This window comes from Rhizobium sp. BK313 (assembly GCF_014193655.1).
In the GTDB taxonomy this organism is placed as follows: Bacteria; Pseudomonadota; Alphaproteobacteria; order Rhizobiales; family Rhizobiaceae; genus Rhizobium.
The window spans coordinates 55,989-72,174 of the sequence record NZ_JACHZQ010000014.1 but is presented as its reverse complement, the minus strand read 5'-3'; the positions used below and the strand labels follow the sequence as shown (position 1 = coordinate 72,174).

General features: G+C 60.8%; 15 protein-coding genes. 9 read left to right on the top strand and 6 right to left on the bottom strand.

The genetic code is table 11. The features are described 5' to 3' along the window. Window positions 1-5: 5 nt before the first annotated feature. The 6 genes from FHT86_RS36505 to FHT86_RS36480 form a co-directional block, all read right to left on the bottom strand. Entirely contained in the window at window positions 6-1,793 is a 1,788-nt protein-coding gene (locus FHT86_RS36505; RefSeq protein WP_133704748.1) for a gamma-glutamyltransferase family protein, read from the bottom strand. Between the two features lie 10 nt (window positions 1,794-1,803). Further along, window positions 1,804-2,592 (bottom strand): ABC transporter permease, encoded by a 789-nt coding sequence (locus tag FHT86_RS36500; RefSeq protein WP_133704747.1) that lies wholly within the window; start codon window positions 2,590-2,592, stop codon window positions 1,804-1,806. After that, a complete protein-coding gene (locus FHT86_RS36495; protein ID WP_133704746.1) occupies window positions 2,592-3,455 on the bottom strand; it encodes an ABC transporter permease in 864 nt (287 codons plus the stop codon). Before FHT86_RS36495 ends, FHT86_RS36500 begins: the two co-directional genes overlap by 1 nt. After that, window positions 3,452-4,543, bottom strand: coding sequence for an ABC transporter ATP-binding protein (locus tag FHT86_RS36490; protein WP_133704745.1), 1,092 nt, complete (start codon window positions 4,541-4,543; stop codon window positions 3,452-3,454). The genes FHT86_RS36495 and FHT86_RS36490 overlap by 4 nt, the downstream gene beginning before the upstream one ends. Beyond that, window positions 4,540-5,943, bottom strand: coding sequence for a BPL-N domain-containing protein (locus tag FHT86_RS36485; RefSeq protein ID WP_166656694.1), 1,404 nt, complete (start codon window positions 5,941-5,943; stop codon window positions 4,540-4,542). The genes FHT86_RS36490 and FHT86_RS36485 overlap by 4 nt, the downstream gene beginning before the upstream one ends. Window positions 5,944-6,009: 66 nt before the next feature. Beyond that, the gene (locus FHT86_RS36480; protein ID WP_133704743.1) at window positions 6,010-7,074 is read right to left on the bottom strand and encodes a PotD/PotF family extracellular solute-binding protein; all 1,065 of its coding nucleotides are present in this window, start codon (window positions 7,072-7,074) and stop codon (window positions 6,010-6,012) included. Window positions 7,075-7,482: 408 nt separating this feature from the next. On the opposite strand from FHT86_RS36480, the gene FHT86_RS36475 reads away from it, so the two are divergent. From FHT86_RS36475 to FHT86_RS36435, 9 genes are all read left to right on the top strand, one after another. After that, entirely contained in the window at window positions 7,483-8,151 is a 669-nt protein-coding gene (locus FHT86_RS36475) for a FadR/GntR family transcriptional regulator (RefSeq protein WP_166656693.1), read from the top strand. A gap of 217 nt (window positions 8,152-8,368) precedes the next feature. Continuing rightward, the gene (locus FHT86_RS36470) at window positions 8,369-9,088 is read left to right on the top strand and encodes a GntR family transcriptional regulator (protein WP_246779832.1); all 720 of its coding nucleotides are present in this window, start codon (window positions 8,369-8,371) and stop codon (window positions 9,086-9,088) included. A 45-nt stretch (window positions 9,089-9,133) separates the two neighbouring features. Beyond that, window positions 9,134-10,063, top strand: coding sequence for an ABC transporter permease (locus FHT86_RS36465; protein ID WP_133704740.1), 930 nt, complete (start codon window positions 9,134-9,136; stop codon window positions 10,061-10,063). Then, window positions 10,060-10,920 carry an ABC transporter permease gene (locus tag FHT86_RS36460; protein WP_133704739.1) on the top strand — a complete coding sequence of 287 codons (861 nt, stop codon included), beginning with the start codon at window positions 10,060-10,062 and terminating at the stop codon, window positions 10,918-10,920. The genes FHT86_RS36465 and FHT86_RS36460 overlap by 4 nt, the downstream gene beginning before the upstream one ends. Before the next feature lie 5 nt (window positions 10,921-10,925). Further along, window positions 10,926-11,717, top strand: coding sequence for an SDR family NAD(P)-dependent oxidoreductase (locus FHT86_RS36455; protein ID WP_133704738.1), 792 nt, complete (start codon window positions 10,926-10,928; stop codon window positions 11,715-11,717). A 20-nt stretch (window positions 11,718-11,737) separates the two neighbouring features. Next, window positions 11,738-12,685: a polysaccharide deacetylase family protein gene (locus FHT86_RS36450; RefSeq protein ID WP_133704737.1), complete on the top strand. Its 948-nt coding sequence runs from the start codon at window positions 11,738-11,740 to the stop codon at window positions 12,683-12,685. After that, on the top strand, window positions 12,682-14,226 hold the full coding sequence (locus tag FHT86_RS36445) for a gamma-glutamyltransferase family protein (RefSeq protein WP_133704736.1): 1,545 nt from the start codon (window positions 12,682-12,684) through the stop codon (window positions 14,224-14,226). The genes FHT86_RS36450 and FHT86_RS36445 overlap by 4 nt, the downstream gene beginning before the upstream one ends. After that, a complete protein-coding gene (locus tag FHT86_RS36440) occupies window positions 14,223-15,194 on the top strand; it encodes an ABC transporter ATP-binding protein (RefSeq protein ID WP_133704735.1) in 972 nt (323 codons plus the stop codon). Before FHT86_RS36445 ends, FHT86_RS36440 begins: the two co-directional genes overlap by 4 nt. Further along, entirely contained in the window at window positions 15,191-16,177 is a 987-nt protein-coding gene (locus tag FHT86_RS36435) for an ABC transporter ATP-binding protein (protein ID WP_133704734.1), read from the top strand. Before FHT86_RS36440 ends, FHT86_RS36435 begins: the two co-directional genes overlap by 4 nt. Window positions 16,178-16,186 lie beyond the last annotated feature (9 nt).

Below are 16,186 nucleotides of genomic sequence, written 5' to 3'. Positions count from 1 at the left end.
AGGGGCTAACGGGCGATTGCGTAACTCTGCATGTGGCGAGGCGTGGATGCCGCGTAAAGCTGGCTGTTGCGGCGCTGCACGGCGCAGACGCGGCCGAGCGACCAACTGTCCTGGATGGACACCTTATGGCCGCGCTCGCGAAGCTGCTGGATGACCTCCGGCCCAAAGCGGTCCTCGACCAGCAGGCGACCGAGCTCGTATTCGCGCGGATAGAACGAACCCGGCCAATGCTTGCTGTGGAACATCGGCGCGTCGATCGAGCGCTGTAGACCGTGGCGATGGATGACATGGCGCAGAAAGACGGTGAGCGGCCACTGATCCTGTTGATCGCCACCCGGCGTGCCGATGGCGAGATAAGGGTCGCCGTCTCGGGTAACGAGCGTCGGCGTCAGCGTCGTGCGCGGCCTCATGCCCGGCTTGAGGCTCGATGGCAGGCCCTCGTCCAGCCAAAACATCTGGCCGCGGGTGGAGATCGGGAAGCCGAGGCCAGGTACGACGGGTGAACTTTGCAACCAGCCGCCGCTCGGCGTCGCCGACACCATGTTGCCGAAGCGATCGACCACGTCGAGATGGACGGTATCGCCTTCGATTTCCGGTACGGCCGCATAGGTCACTTCGCCGCCGCCAGGGCCATAGGGCACTTCGCTGCCGGCGCGCGCCGCAATTGTCGCCAACCGCTCGGCAGCCCCCGCCAGATGGCTGGCGCGCAGTTCCAACGAGGCGCCGGAACCGACCAGCTTCGCTCGTTCGCGGGCATAGTCGTCGGACAGAAGAATATCCAGCGGTATGTCGGACGCTTTCGGATCGCCATAGAAAGATTCACGGTCGGCATAGGCAAGCTTGGCGCATTCGACAACGGTATGGATGAAGTCGGCTCCCATCGGATCGAGCGCATCGAGATCGAATTGCGATAGCAGCGCCAATTGCTGTAGGAAGACCGGGCCCTGACCCCAGGCATCCGTTTTATGGACGGTCAGGCCGCGGAATTCGCGCGAGACAGTCTTCTCCTTGGTGGCCGACCAGCGGGCGAGATCGTCGCCGCGCAACAGGCCGCCATTGCGGCGGCCTGTTGTGTCGGCAAGCTCCGCCGTGCGGTAAAAGCGGTCGATCGCCTCGGCGACGAAACCCTTGTAGAAGGCCTGGCGGGCCGCCTCGATCTGCGCGACGCGATCGCTGCCGGCTGCTTTTGCTTCATCGACGATGCGGCGATAGGTTGCGGCGATGGCGGGCGTATGCATCAGCATGCCCGGTTTTGGAGGCGTGTCGTTCGGCAGCCAGACCGCGGCGGAACTCTTCCAGTCCTCGCGGAAAAGATCCGTTACCGGGATGATCGAGGCGACGGCGCGCGGCAGCAACGGAAAGCCGTTTTCCGCGTAACCGATCGCGTAGCTGAGAATATCTTCGAGCGACATTGTGCCGTAGTCTCTGAGCAGCAGCATCCAGGCGTCGAAGGCGCCGGGCACGACGGCAGGCAGCAGGCCGGTGCCGGGGACCATATTAAGTCCGAGCGCACGAAAGGCGTCGGTCGTCGCTAGCCCCGGCGATACGCCCTGACCGCAAATGACGACCGGCTCGTCTTCGCCGGCGCTTTTTAGGATGATCGGCACTTCGCCACCCGGGCCGTTCAAATGCGGCTCGACGATCTGCAGGGCAAAGCCGCAGGCGGCTGCGGCGTCAAAGGCGTTGCCGCCGCGCTCCAGAACCGACATGCCGACGGCTGTGCCCAGCCAATGGGTGGAACTGACTGCGCCGAACGTACCGCTGAGTTCGGGTCGGGTGGTGAACGGAGCCATGATCTTGCGCCTATCTCTGAACGATTTGCTTGGCGCCTACGAGCCGTTCGGCGACGACGAGCACCAGGATGATGATGAGAACCTGCAGGGAGGACGCCGCGGCGACCACAAGCTGATTGCCCTGAAACTGCAGATAACTGAAGATTTCGATCGGTAGGGTGACCACGCCGGGGCCCGTGAGGAAAAGCGCCGTGTTGAGCTCGCCGAAGGAGACGACGAAGGCGAAGAGCCAGCCGGAGAGTACACCCGGCCAGATGATGGGCAGGGTGATCAGCATGAAGGAGCGCACCGGCCCGGCGCCAAGGCTCTGTCCCGCTTCTTCCAGCGTCGCATCGAAACTCTGCAGCGAGGTCAGCACAGCCCGGAACGCATAGGGAAGGCAGACGACGACATGGGCAATGAACAGGCCGGGCAGGATGGCCATGTTGATGGTTTTGTAAAGCAATAGCAGAGCAAGGCCGAGGATCAGCGCCGGAAAGACCAGCGGCGCCATGACCAGCATCTGGATGATTGCCGACAACGCATTGCGCCGCCGTGCGACATAGATCGCACCCATCAGCCCCAGCGCCACCGAGGCGCAGGCGGAAACCAGCGCCAATATGATGCTGAGGATGAAGGCATTGCGCATCTCGGCATTGCCGAAGAACTCCGCGAACCAGCGCAGCGACAGTCCCGGCGGCGGAAAGACCAGCGCATCGCCGGAGCTGAAGGACACGATCAGCACGACGAGGATCGGGCCGATGATAAGGGTGACGGCGACGCCGACGATCAGGCGGAGAAGGAACGAACCCATGGTCATCAACCTTTCCCCTGAACTCTCTGCGGCCGGATGGCTATCTGAATGGCGACCGCGATGATGAGAGCGATGAGAAGGAGAACGAAGGAAAGGGCTGCGGCGCGGGGCCAGCGGAAAGTCGTGACGTTGTCGAAGACAAGGCTGACCAGCAGCTTGTAACGTGGGCCGCCGAGCAGTGCGATGGTTACATAGGCGCTGAGCGTCAGGAAGGTAACAAGCATCAGACCGGAGGTGATGCCGGGACTTGAAAGCGGCAGCGTGACGCGCAGAAAGCTGCGCCATGGCCCGGCGCCAAGAGACTGTGCGGCTTCCGTATAGCTCTTGTCGATCGTCGCCAGCGAATTGGTCAGCGAAACGATCATGAAGGGCAGGAGGATCGTCAGCAGGCCAAGCGTGACGGCCTGGAAGGAATAGAGATATTGCCCGGGTCGGTCGGCGATGCCGATCATTGTCAGCGTGCTGCTGACGACGCCGCGCCGGCCGAGGATGGCCATCCAGCCGTAGGCGCGCACGACATTGCTGACCATCAGCGGCACCATCATCGCCATCAGCATGATCATGCGGCCGCGTGGCGTCAGCCGCGCCGCATAGAAGGCGACGGGGTAGCCGAGGGCGAGGCAGAGGATCAATACGGTCGCAGTCGACAGGAGCGTGCGCTGAATGATCAAGAGATAGAAGGAATCGGAAAAGAGGCTCGCGTAGTTGTCGAGCGTCGGTTTCAGGTCGAACAGCGCTGTGCTGGAATTGGTCATGAAACTGACGAACAGCAAATAGCAGAGCGGGACGACGAAGAAGATGGCCAGAATGATGAGTGGCGGCGCCGCGACCACGAAGAAGATTGAAGAGGTCGGAACGAGCTTTCTCATGCCGGCCGATCCAATGCGACCATGTTTGCCTTTTCCCAATGAAGGCCGACGGGAGAACCCGGCTCGACGCTTGCGGGTTGGACATCCGAATTGGGCAGGACGGCATTGATCGCCATGCCGTTCATGTCGAGATATAGAAGCGTCTGGGCGCCGCGATAGATCACTTCCTTGACCGTCGCCTTCATCGGACTGTCCGGTCGCAACGTGATCTTTTCCGGCCGCAGGGCCAGACGGACCGCCGATCCGGTCTCAGCCTCTATTCCGGGGACATGCAGCAGGTTGCCGGCAAGATCGATGACGGTGTTGTCGCCTTCGCGGCCGCGCACCGACGCCTGCAAGATGTTGCTCGCGCCGAGGAAGGTGGCAACGAATTCCGTCTGTGGCCGATCGTAGATCTCACGCGGTGCTCCCGCCTGCTGGATACGGCCGTCCTTCATGACGGCCACCCGGTCCGACATGGTCAGTGCCTCCTCCTGATCATGGGTCACGAAGACGGTGGTCATGCCAAGCCGTTTTTGCAACTGGCGGATTTCCACCTGCATTTGCTCGCGCAGCATCTTGTCAAGCGCGCTCAAGGGCTCGTCGAGCAACAACACGTCCGGTTCGAACACGACGGCGCGCGCCAGCGCCACGCGCTGCTGCTGACCGCCCGAGAGTTGCCGCGGATAGCGTTGGGCGAACTTGCCGAGAGCGACAAGATCGAGGACGGCGGCAACCTTGGTCCTGATGTCGTCCTTGGCGACGCCGCGCATCTGCAGCCCGAAGGCCACGTTTTCGGCCACCGTCAGATGCGGGAAGAGGGCGAAACTCTGGAAGACCATGCCGAAATTGCGCTTGTAGGCAGGAATGCCGGTAACATCCTTGCCACGGATATAGACATGACCGCTGGTCGGCTGTTCAAAGCCGGCGATCAGCCGCAGGGTGGTCGTCTTGCCGCATCCGCTCGGGCCCAGAAGGGCGAAAAGCGTGCCGCGTTCGATGTCGAGGTCAAGTGAATGCAGCGCCACGGCCGTATCGAACTTCTTCTCGACTGTGACGAAGCGGACGTCGGATGTCTTATGGTCGCGGGCTGGATTTTCGGTTGTCATAAGGAAGTCTCCAGCGCCCGGTCGCATCGGATGAGACGCAGTGCCGCCGCCGACAGGCGGATCGGCAATTCGGTGAGAACGAGGTTTTCGGCAAGCCGCAGAGGTGATTGCAGCGATTTGGCAGCATCCGTGAGCGCTGTCGTCAGGCCGTGGACGAGCGCACGGTCGATAGGACCACCTTGGCACTCGGCGCGAAGTCCGCCCAGCACGTCGCTCCACTCCCGACGGGTTCTGCCGAATTCCGCAGCAAGCAGGGTCTGCATCCCGGCGGTTTCGGCCTTCGCCTGCTTTTCGAGATGATCGAACATGGCGTGGATCGCAGCGTCGACGTTCGCAAGCACCTGCAGCAATTCGACAGCATCGGCAGTTTCCAGGCCATTTGCCGGCAATGAGGTAGCCTTGGCATCGAATAAGCCGAGATAGGCAATGGCGTTGTAGATCAGGCGAAAGCCGGCACAGTCCTCTTTCATGAAGAACTTCAGCGTCTCGTCCATGACCTTATGGCCGCGGATCGGCAGGAAGTGGCGCACATAGGTCTCGAAGGTAATGCCCTTGCGAAGGAATTCACCCATTTCTGGATGCGGGGAAAAGGCCAGGATCTTACCCTTGCCGGCCCCAGCCACAAGGATCGCCGGCGCTTGTTTTATCTCTCGGTCGAACAGGCCGCGGTCGAGAGGATTGTCGATGAAGAGGCGGCTTTCCTCGACATAGTTGCGGAAATGACCAAGTGTTGCGGCGGTGCGATCCGCGTTCGAATAGATAGGCCCATGGTAATAGGGCAATTCGATCGCTTCGGGCAGGCCTTTGTTCAATAACCTATCAGTTATACTTATGCCTAGAACCGCCGCTCCCGTCAGCAGATATTCCTGGGTGAATTTCGGTGTCGCGTCGATGGCGCCGAGCCAGCCGGGGCGACCTTCGGAGGCATAGAAGGCGCCGCCGCACGATCCGATCATCGCTCCACCGCGCTCGATAAAGGAGCGGATTGCGGCGTCGACCCCTTGCAGTCCCTCGGCTCTGTCGAGACCCCAGGTGGCAAATCCACCGGGCATCACCAGAAGATCGAAGCGCTCGAGGCTTCCGGATGCGACCTCAGTGGCCGACAAGGGTGCGAAGGTTAGGCCGATGCTCAGAAGGGCGTGTGCGTAATAGGCCCAATAGGGATATCCGATCGCCTTGCCGGAATAGATAGCAACGCGGGGCGCGGCGAAAGCGCCTAGTTCTCCAACTCCGCTTCGTGTCGCAAGGCCGAGCCGCCCGGCCGCCACTTCGGCGCGGGCGTCGAGGGAAAAGCCGGTCGCCGTATCCGCACCGGATAGGCCATGGGCGCGGCATCTGTTGACGAGAACCAATGGAATGCCGGCGAATGCACCGGGGTCACCCAGCTCTAGACATGTCATGCAAATCGTATCCTCTGCAGCCAGAGAAAACAGCGGCCCAATCAGACCGCTGCCTTGTCCATTCATTCAACCGCCGGAGACGATGCGGTTCCACTTGTCGGTCCAGTCACCACGATTTGCCGACATATATTCCTGGTCGAGGTCGATGATCCGGTCGGTCTCCTCTTTGGAGAACTGGACGCGCTGCTGTAGTTCGACAGGAAGCTTGGCCAGCGTATCGGGATGCGTTCCGCCATAATTGAAGACCTGAGCGACCCAGCCCTGCAGCGACGGATCGATGGTCATGTTGACGTATTGCTCCGCCAACGCCTTGTTTTTGGAGTTCTTGGCAATACCGGTGCCAGAGAGGTAGGAAATCGCGCCTTCCTTCGGGAATACCCATTCGACATGACCGCCCTGCTGCAGCACGGTATAGGTCTGGGATTTGTAGAGAAGGCCGACGGCGGCCTCCTCGCTGACGAGGGAACTCATGATCGTGTCGGTATCCTTCGCCCAGATCGGATCGAGCGCGGCCATCTTCTTCAGCATGTCGAAGCCGGCATCGGCGTCTTTCTGATCCTTGCCTGCAGCCAGAGCGCCGATCGGGATGACATAAGGGCCGATGGAGTGGGTGATCTCCGGAAGCACGATCTGGCCGCGATAGTCCTCGCTCCAGAGGTCGGCAAAACTGGTCGGCGGCTTCTTCACCAGCTTTGGATTGTAGGCGATGCCGAGCGCGGAATAGATCATGGCGACCCAGCCCTTGCGCTTGAAGCGATCCGGTATGGCAGCAAGATAAGGCATGTTCGGCGAGGCCGGATCCAGCTCCTCGAGAACGCCCTGCGACTCGGCCAGGGGCACCACGCCGTCATGAAGCTGAACGAGGTCGTAGATCTGGTTGTCGAGGCTGATCTTCAGCTTGGTGATGCGTTCGACGGGGCTGGATCCTGTGTCCTGCACGATCTTGACGCCGGTCTTTTCGGTAAAGGGTGCGTTGACATATTTGGCCATGCCGTCGCCCCAAAGGCCGCCCCAGGTCATCATGGCCATCGAATCCGGTTTGGATTGCGCAAAGGCCGCGCGGAAGGAACCCGCCATGGGCCATGCGATGGCGGTCGATCCCGCCAGTTTCACGAAGTCACGTCTATTCATTGCGGTTCCCCTAGTTCCTGCGTTCCTGCAGGAGCGGATCCTGCAATCGCATCTCGTTGCATACAGGCCGCCGTGCCAGAACCATCAATGTATTGGTTCGTGATAATTTGTTATTGTGCGTTCGGCAACTGATATATCAGACGCCAAATTTCTCGCAAACCCACACGAGGAAGTCAATAAGAAATTCGCATTTCTAGGCAGATCGCGAAACTGCCGGATAAATAGGCGTGTTGCTGGTTCATAAATAAATTGCGAGATATTGCTGCCAAATGGTTCGTAATGGTTCGCCATTTTTGCCATTGCGTTGTTTTTGGCGAAGAATCCCGCTACCACCATGTCAAAGGGATGACACATGATCGGGCAGCGATTGCCTCGGAGGCTGTGTTGGCGATAGCGCTGGAAAATATGATGGCATCGGAAGACAGGCATGGTTTGCTCGAGCGGCTTCGCTTGGCCATCGAGGCCGGCGAGGGGGATTTGATAAAGGACGGTCAGCTCTTGCCTGAGCGGGAGCTGATGAAGACGTTCGGCGTCGGCCGCCGCGCCATCCGCGATATGCTGAGGACCCTCGAAATCGAGGGTATGCTTTTTCGCCGGCAGGGTCTGGGCACCTTCATCAAAGTCATCGAGTCCAAGTCGACCAATATTCCTTCGCTCACCAACAGAACCAGCCCGCAGGACATCATCGAGGTGCGGCAGGAAATAGAGCCGATCCTCGCCAGGCTATCGGCCGATCGTGCGACCCTGCTCGATATTGAGCAGATGAAACAGTTTGTTCGGCGGGCCGGCGAGGCGACCTCGGCGCGACAATATGAGCGCTGGGACAGCGCGTTCCATGCAAAGATCGCCGAAAGCGTCCGCAACACTCTGTTTTGGGGCGTCTTTGATCTCGTCAATTCCGTCCGCGCCGAGCAGCGCTGGATCAGCGCCCGAGACCGGGTGTTTTCGCAGGAGCTCAACGAGAAGCTCCTGAAGCAGCATAGCGATATTATCTCGGCGATCGAGGCGCGCGACCCGCCGGCGGCCGAGCTGGCGATGCGTAAGCATCTGGTTACCGCAAGCAGCCGGATCAGCTAACGGAACGAGGCTTCCTTGCCCTCCTGAAGCACGCCCCAATCATTTTTTCTCCTGGAGATGTAGATCCCGATAAAAAAGTGCGCATTATGACTTGTTTGCGCAAATCTGACACTTCAGTTCATGTAACTGAGATGTTAGTTTGTATTTTATGTTCGATGTTCAAAGCCCTTTTTTGCCGACCGGCATGCCGGACGCGGTTTCAATTGCCGAAAATAAGTTGAGGCATGCCATCATCTCCGGCGCGCTCGAGCCAGGTGAGCGCTTATCTGAGATCGAGATTTGCCGGGACTATGGGTTGGGCCGCGGCATTGTCCGGGCGGCACTTGTCCGGCTGGCCCATTCCGGCTTCGTGTCCTCACAGCCGCGCAGCGGCTGGAAGGTGACGCCGATCACTGCCGTCGGCCTGCGTGAAGTCATCCTCGGCCGCCGTCAACTGGAGCCCTTGCTGGCCGATGTCGAACTTCCGCCGGAAGACTTCATGCGCATGGAAACGTTATGCGATATGCACGCGGCTTTGGCGGCGGCTCATACCGCGGGTCTGGACGAACAGATTGTCCTGGCGCGGCGTTATGAACGGCAGTTGAGGCAGTTGTTGGCGACACATCTCAAGGCGCCGCTGATCGCTGGCTGGCTCGAAAATCTCTGGGACAAAGCGGATCGATATATAGGGTTCCTCGAGATGAGCGGCACTCAAAAGATCCCGCTCACCGATTGGAGCGCATTTGTCGAGGCCAAGCGGTCGAGCCGGACGGAGGCTGCGCGCGAATTCTTGACTGAGGTCTGCGAGGCCTTTGCGCGGTTCGCCCAAGCCGGGTTTTTGGAATCGGACGTTGCCGCGATCGAGGTCGCTTCAAAGAAGTCGAGGGCGTTGGTGGAGGCAAAGTTCCCCGCACCAGTTTTATCCAAAAGCGAGGCCAATCCGAAGCGGACGAGTTAGTTCGTTTCTCCCGTTTCCTATGGTTCTAACCGACAGGAGTAAGACGTGCCTGCATTTATCGCCAAACGTCTGTTGCAGGCCGTGATCGCTCTGTTCGGTGTGGTGACGCTCGTCTTCTTCCTACAGCGCCTGACCGGTGATCCTGTTTTGCTGCTGGTGCCACCGGATGCGAGCAAGGCGGATATCGACACCATGCGGGCGGCACTGGGCTTCGATCAGCCGCTCTATCTTCAATATCTGCATTTTCTGGCGGGTTTGCTGCGGTTCGATCTCGGTCAGTCCTATGTCCAGCATCTTCCGGTGCTGGATATCATCGGCAGCCGTGTGCCCTATACATTGTCGCTGGCGGCTGGGGCGTTGGTGGTTGCGCTTGGTCTTGGCGTGCCGATCGGCGTTCTCATCGCCGTGCGCCGGCACTCCTGGGACTCGCGCTGGCTGATGAGCTTCGTGCTGGTCGGCCAGTCGATGCCGACATTCTGGACGTCAATTCTTCTCATCATGCTGTTCGGCGTACTGTTGCGGTGGCTACCGACCTCTGGTGCAAGCGGCATAACAAGCTTGTTGATGCCCGCCTTCGCGCTCGGATTTCTGTCGATGGCGACCTTTGCTCGTGTGGCCCGGACCTCTGTTCTGGATGAGCTGGAAAAGGACTATGTGCGTACCGGCCACGCAAAGGGCCTGTCGATGACGCGCATCGTCCTGCGCCATTTGTTGCGCAATGCGGCGGTGCCGCTGGTGACGATATCGGCGCTCGAAATCGCCAATCTGCTGACGGGAGCGATCATCATCGAGACTGTGTTCGCGTGGCCCGGTCTTGGCCAGTTGACGATACAGGCGATCAGCGCGCGGGATTTTCCGATCGTCCAAGGTGTTGTGCTGATCGGCGCGGCCGCTGCCATTCTGCTCAATCTCCTGGCCGATGTTCTCTACAGCGTTGTCGATCCGCGCATTCGTCTTTCCGGGAGGCAGGCATGAGTGTGGTGTCTCTCGCCGGATCGGCAAGGTTTGTACGCAGCACCCCCGCGGGTGTTGTCGTCTCTATCGTCATCCTCGTCTTGATTGTGCTGATGGCGGTCTTCGCTCCGTTGATCGCGCCGCACGATCCGAATGCGCAAAACCTCCTCGGCCGGTTGAAGCCGCCTGGCACGACAGTGCGCAACACGCTCTACTTCTTCGGTTCGGATGAACTGGGACGCGATACGCTCAGCCGGCTGATCTACGGTGCACGGGTCTCGTTGTTCGTCGCGGTCGCTTCGGTGCTGCTCTCAGGCATTTCGGGATGCGTCATCGGCATGCTTGCGGCGTTCTACCGCGGCTGGACCGAGACGTTCATCATGCGTCTGGTCGATATCGTGCTCTCGGTGCCCGCTATTTTGCTGGCGATCATCACGGTTGCCGTGCTTGGGCCGGGTCTTCTGAATGTCGTTCTGGTTCTGGCGCTGACGCGCTGGCCGCGATATGCACGTGTCGCCTACGGACAGACGCTGACGGTCGCCAATATGCCCTATCTGCGCCTGTCGCGGTTCATGGGTGCAGGGTGGTTTCGCGTGCTGTGGCGGCATGTGCTGCCCAACATCGCCGGCGCGCTGATCGTCGTCGCCACACTTGAATTCGGGCTGATGGTGCTGTTCGAAGCCGGGCTTTCTTTCCTCGGGCTCGGTGTTCAACCGCCGACGGCGAGCTGGGGCGCTATGCTTTCGACGGGACGCAATTACGTTGCGACCGCTTGGTGGCTCTCCGTCATGCCCGGCTTTGCGCTCTTTCTTCTCGTCCTGTCCGTCAACTTCATCGGCGATCACTTACGTGATCGCCTCGACCCACGGAGCAATTGAGTCATATGGTTGATTTTTCACAAGATTTCAAAGGTAAGCGTGTTGTCGTCACCGGTGCGGCGGGCATTTTCGGCGGTTGGATCGCCCAGGCCTTCGCAAATGCAGGCGCCCGTGTCCTGCTGACCGACAGGGACCCAGCGCGGCTTGCTGCCGCCACCGAAAACCTCGGCGAAGGCGCACATCTGCAATTTGCAGCAAATCTGACCTCGGATGCCGACATCAAGGCACTGCTCGCCTATATCGCCGAGAACTGGGGCGCGGCGGACGTTCTGGTCAACAATGCCGGCATTTATCCGTCCGGCTTCCTCCTCGATATCAATGCCGACGACTGGGACACGATCTTCAGCATCAATCTGCGTGCCCCTTTCCTGCTGTCGCAGGGAGTTGCGCGCCAGATGATCGATAAGGGCGTCAAGGGCTCGATCGTCAACATCTCCTCCGGCGCATCGCGCAAGATGCGGCGCAGCGTGGTGCCCTACTGCGTTTCAAAGACGGCGCTCGACCGGCTGAACAAGGGCCTTGCCATCGAACTTGCGGAGTTCGGCATCCGGGTCAACATTGTCGAGCCTGGTTTTGCACCCGGCAGCGAGGTCAGCCATCTCACTCAGGAACACATCGACAACGTGCTAGGCAATATCCCGCTCGGCCGTCCCTCGCAGCCGACCGATGCTGCGAACGCTGTGCTCTTTCTTGCCTCGGATGCCGCAGCCTACATCACCGGCGCGACGCTGGCGGCCGATGGCGGTAATTCGATCGGCTCGCTTGCCGTCTATCAATCCAAGAAGAAGCCGCTGTAAGGTCCTGAAAGGAAGCCCTTATGACACAGGATGCGGTCGAGCCTCGCGGCGGCTTTTCGCCCTTTCCCGCCTATGAATGGCCGGACGGCAAAAAAAGCGCCGTGCTCTTGAGCGTCGACGTTGATGCGACCTCTCCCTTTCTCTGGGAGCAGCGAGACGGTGTGTCCAATCGCCTTTCGCGATTGGAAATCCGCCGTTTCGGCCTACGCACGGGCATGACGCGCATTCTTGATCTTTTTGCCCGCTACCATGTGAAGGCAAGCTTCTATGTGCCAGCGATCGTTGCCGAATCCAATCCGGATCTCCTACCGGCGCTGACTGAGGCGGGCCATGAGATCGGATTGCATGGATACTTCCACGAGCTCGTCGGTGACATCGGCGATGAGGAATTCAGTGCTGCCCTTGATGCCAGCCTGGCGCTCTTCGTTGCTCAGACCGGGCAAAAGCCGGTGGGTTTCCGCTCGCCGGCCTGGGAAATGACACCGCATATGCTGGCCGAGATCCGCCGCAACGGCCTTGCTTATGATTCATCTCTCATGGGCTTCGACCATCCCTATGAAATCGACGGGGTGGTCGAAATTCCCGTGCAATGGGCGCTGGATGACGCGATCTTCTTCAAGTTCGAGAACAGCGGCAACGAACGTTGGGCGCCCTATGCCGGCGCTCAGGTGCTGGACGATTGGTTGACGGAATGGCGCGCTCTGCATCGCTTCGGCGGCCTGTTCACACTGACAATTCACGACTGGATATCCGGTCGGGCACAGCGCATCGCCATGCTCGAAAAGCTGCTCGACGCGATCACTGCCGAGCCGTCGAGCTGGGTCGCCACGGCCGCGGACATCGCGCGTCACCATACAGCGTCCGGCAATAAGGGGCGGTTCGCGGTCGAGCCGGCCGTTCCCACTGCGATCGGCCCCTTGCGGTTTGGCCCCAAATCCGGCCCCCATCGATCAGGATTACGCAAATGAACGAGACTTGGCAGATCGGCAAGCGCGAGACGCGCAGCAAACACGGTATGGTCGCCTGTCAGAATTGGCTTGCGGCCGAGGCGGGAGCAGCCGTGCTTTCGGCCGGTGGCAATGCTGTCGATGCGGCTGTAACCACCGCGCTTGTCCTGAGCGTGGTCGAGCCATGGCTATCCGGTATCGGCGGTGGTGGTTTCATGGTTCGAGCCCATGGCGGCAGCGGCGCGGTCGACCTTCTCGATTTTAACGTGATCTCGCCTGCAGCACTTGATCCCGCCGATTATCCGCTCGTCCCAGGCCGCGACGGCGACTGGTTCGATTGGCCGTCGGTCGAGGGTGACCGCAACCTGATCGGCTATGGGTCGATCTGCGTCCCAGGAGCGGTGGCAGGCTTTGCCGAAGCTCTTTCCCGTTTCGGCACCATCTCCTGGGCTGATGCTCTGGCTCCGGCCATCGAACAGGCGCATCGCGGCCTGCAGCTCGATTGGTATGCCGCGCTGGCACTGGCGATCGACGGCGCCAATTTGGCGCAGTTCCCGGCGGCGTCGGACTTGTTCCTGCACAATGGCCGCGCGCCCCGCGTGCCGGAGGGTGGACGAAAGGCCTTTCTGCCGATGAAGGCAAAGGCAAAGACGCTGGAGAAATTGGCAGTCGACGGCCCACGCGATTTTTACGAGGGGGAAATCGCCGAGCTGCTGGTCGCGGGTCTCGCCAGCGGTGGTTCGGTGCTTTCGAGAAAGGATTTTGCCGGCTATGCGCCGCGCTGGCTGGATCCGTTGACGCAGGACTATAAGGGCCTCATCGTCCATGCCGTCCCCGGCCTGTCGGGCGGTCCGACGCTTTGCGCGGCACTGGCAGAACTGGAGACCAGCCTGCCGAAGGATGATCCCTTTGGTGGGGCTGCAGCATTGGCCTTTGCCCGTGCGATCCGCAGTGCCAGCGAATACCGCCTCAAGCATCTCGGCCATGCCGCCGGCGAAAGCTGCACCAGCCATATCAGTGTTGTCGACGGCGATGGCACCATGGTCGCACTGACCAATACGCTGCTGTCGCGCTTCGGCTCGAAGGTGGTTGTGCCGGAGGTAGGTTTTGCGCTCAACAATGGCGTGATGTGGTTCGATCCGCGTCCCGGCCAGCCCAATTCGATCGCGCCGGCAAGCAAGCCGCTCGCCAACATGTGCCCCATCGTTGCAACGCGCAATGGCGTCCCGGAGCTGGCGCTCGGGGCTGCCGGCGGTCGGCAGATCGTTCCGGCCGTGACGCAGATCCTCGCCTATGTCGCGGCCTACGGCTCGTCATTGGAGCAGGCGCTGCTCAGCCCGCGTATCGATGCCAGCGGCACGACTATCCGTGTTAACCAGTCAGCGGCATCCGATGTTGCTGCCGCGGTGGCGTCGGAGTTTAACGTCGATATTATCGAGGATACGCTTTACCCCGTCAATTTCGCCGTCCCCTCGGCGGTCCTGCGCCGGGATGGTGTGAACACCGGCATGGTCCATCCGAAGAATCCGTGGGCCGCCGTTCGGGAGGCGAACCCGAGATGACGGCGCCGGTTCTGACCGTGGAAGACGTGCATATCTCAATCGGCGGCAAGCCTGTCGTTGATGGTGTCGGCTTCTCGGTTTCCGCAGGCGAAATCGTTACGCTGGTCGGCGAATCCGGCTGCGGCAAGTCGATGACGGCTTTTTCGGTCATGGGCTTGTTGCCGCGCATTGCCGCGCGAAAAAAGGGATCGATCCGGCTGAACGGTAAGGAGTTGACCGAACTCGACAACGCCGCGATGAAGCGCCTGCGCGGCGACGAGATGGCGATGATCTTTCAGGAACCCGTCGCCTCGCTCAATCCGCTTATGCCGATCGGCAAACAGATTGCCGAAAGTCTGGTCGTCCACCGCAAGCTTGGAGGCAGAGAGGCGCAGCGGCAAGCGATTGCCATGCTTGACGAGGTCGGTATTCCCGAGCCGGCCATGCGTTTCCATCAGTTTCCCTTCGAATTGTCCGGTGGTATGTGCCAGAGGGCGATGATCGCCATGGCGTTGATCACCCGGCCGCGCCTCCTGATCGCCGACGAGCCGACGACGGCGCTCGATGTAACGATCCAGGCGCAGATTCTGGAACTGATGAAGCGGCTGCGTGCCGAGACCGGCACGGCGATCCTATTGATTACCCACGATATGGGCGTCGTTGCCGATATCGCCGACCGCGTGGCGGTAATGTATGCCGGCCGGATCGTGGAAGAGGCGTCCGTCGATGCAATCTTCGACGAGCAGAGGCACCCCTATACGCGGATGCTGCTGTCGACCATTCCAAGGCTCGATGGCGAGGCAAAGACGCTGTTGCCGACGATCAGCGGCACCGTGCCGGATATCGGCGCCTGGCCGGAGGGATGCCGGTTTTCGACGCGCTGTCCGTTGGCTGACGAGGACTGCCGCCAAACGCCGCCGCTCACTGCCGCCGGCATCGACCGCCGGGCGGCCTGCTGGCATCAGGACCAGACCGGGAGGCTTGCATGACCGGGCCGCTCATTTCGGTACGCGATCTTCGCGTTCATTTCCCAATCCGTGGCGGTTTTCTCGGCCGGCCGATCGGTTGGTTGAAGGCGGTCGATGGTGTCGATCTCGATATCGCACCGGGAGAAAGCCTGGCGCTGGTCGGTGAATCCGGTTGCGGCAAGTCGACGCTCGGCGCCACGATCCTCGGAATGCAGCGTGCGACGGCGGGCAGGATCATCTTCAACGGGGAAGATGTCACAAGCGACGCCTCCGTGCGCCGCGCCGATCTTTCCCGTGATATCCAGATCGTGTTCCAGGATCCGGTTTCGGCGCTCAATCCCAAGCTCACCATCGGCGAGAGCATTGCCGAACCTCTGATCGTTCACGGTACCGGCACGCGGGAAGAACGCCGGCGACGCGTTGCGGAATTGCTGGAGCTCGTCGGGCTCAATCCAGGTCACGCCGACCGCAAGCCCAACGCCTTTTCCGGCGGGCAGCGGCAACGTATCGTCATTGCCCGGGCAATCGCGCTGCAGCCCAAGCTGCTCATTCTCGACGAACCGGTTTCGGCGCTGGATGTATCGATCCGCTCACAAATCCTGAACCTGCTGCTGGAATTGCAGCAACGCCTCGGTCTTTCCTATCTGTTCATTTCGCACGACCTGTCGGTCGTACGCCACTTCGCCGACCGCGTTGCCGTGATGTATCTCGGCCGGATCGCTGAGACCGGATCGACGGCGGAGGTTTTTGCGAACCCGGTTCACCCCTATACGGAAGCGCTGCTCAGCGCGGTGCCGTTGCCCGATCCCAAAGCGCAACGCCACCGGCAGCGCATCATCCTGCAAGGCGATCTGCCGAGTCCTGCCAATCCGCCGGCAGGTTGCCGCTTTTCGACCCGATGCCCCATCGCCGTGCCCATCTGCCGAACGATTTCGCCCGAGCTTGAGGCGCTTCAGCAGGGCGGCCATTCCGCTGCATGCCACGTGAGAGCGCCACATTCCTAGAGGAGCAGA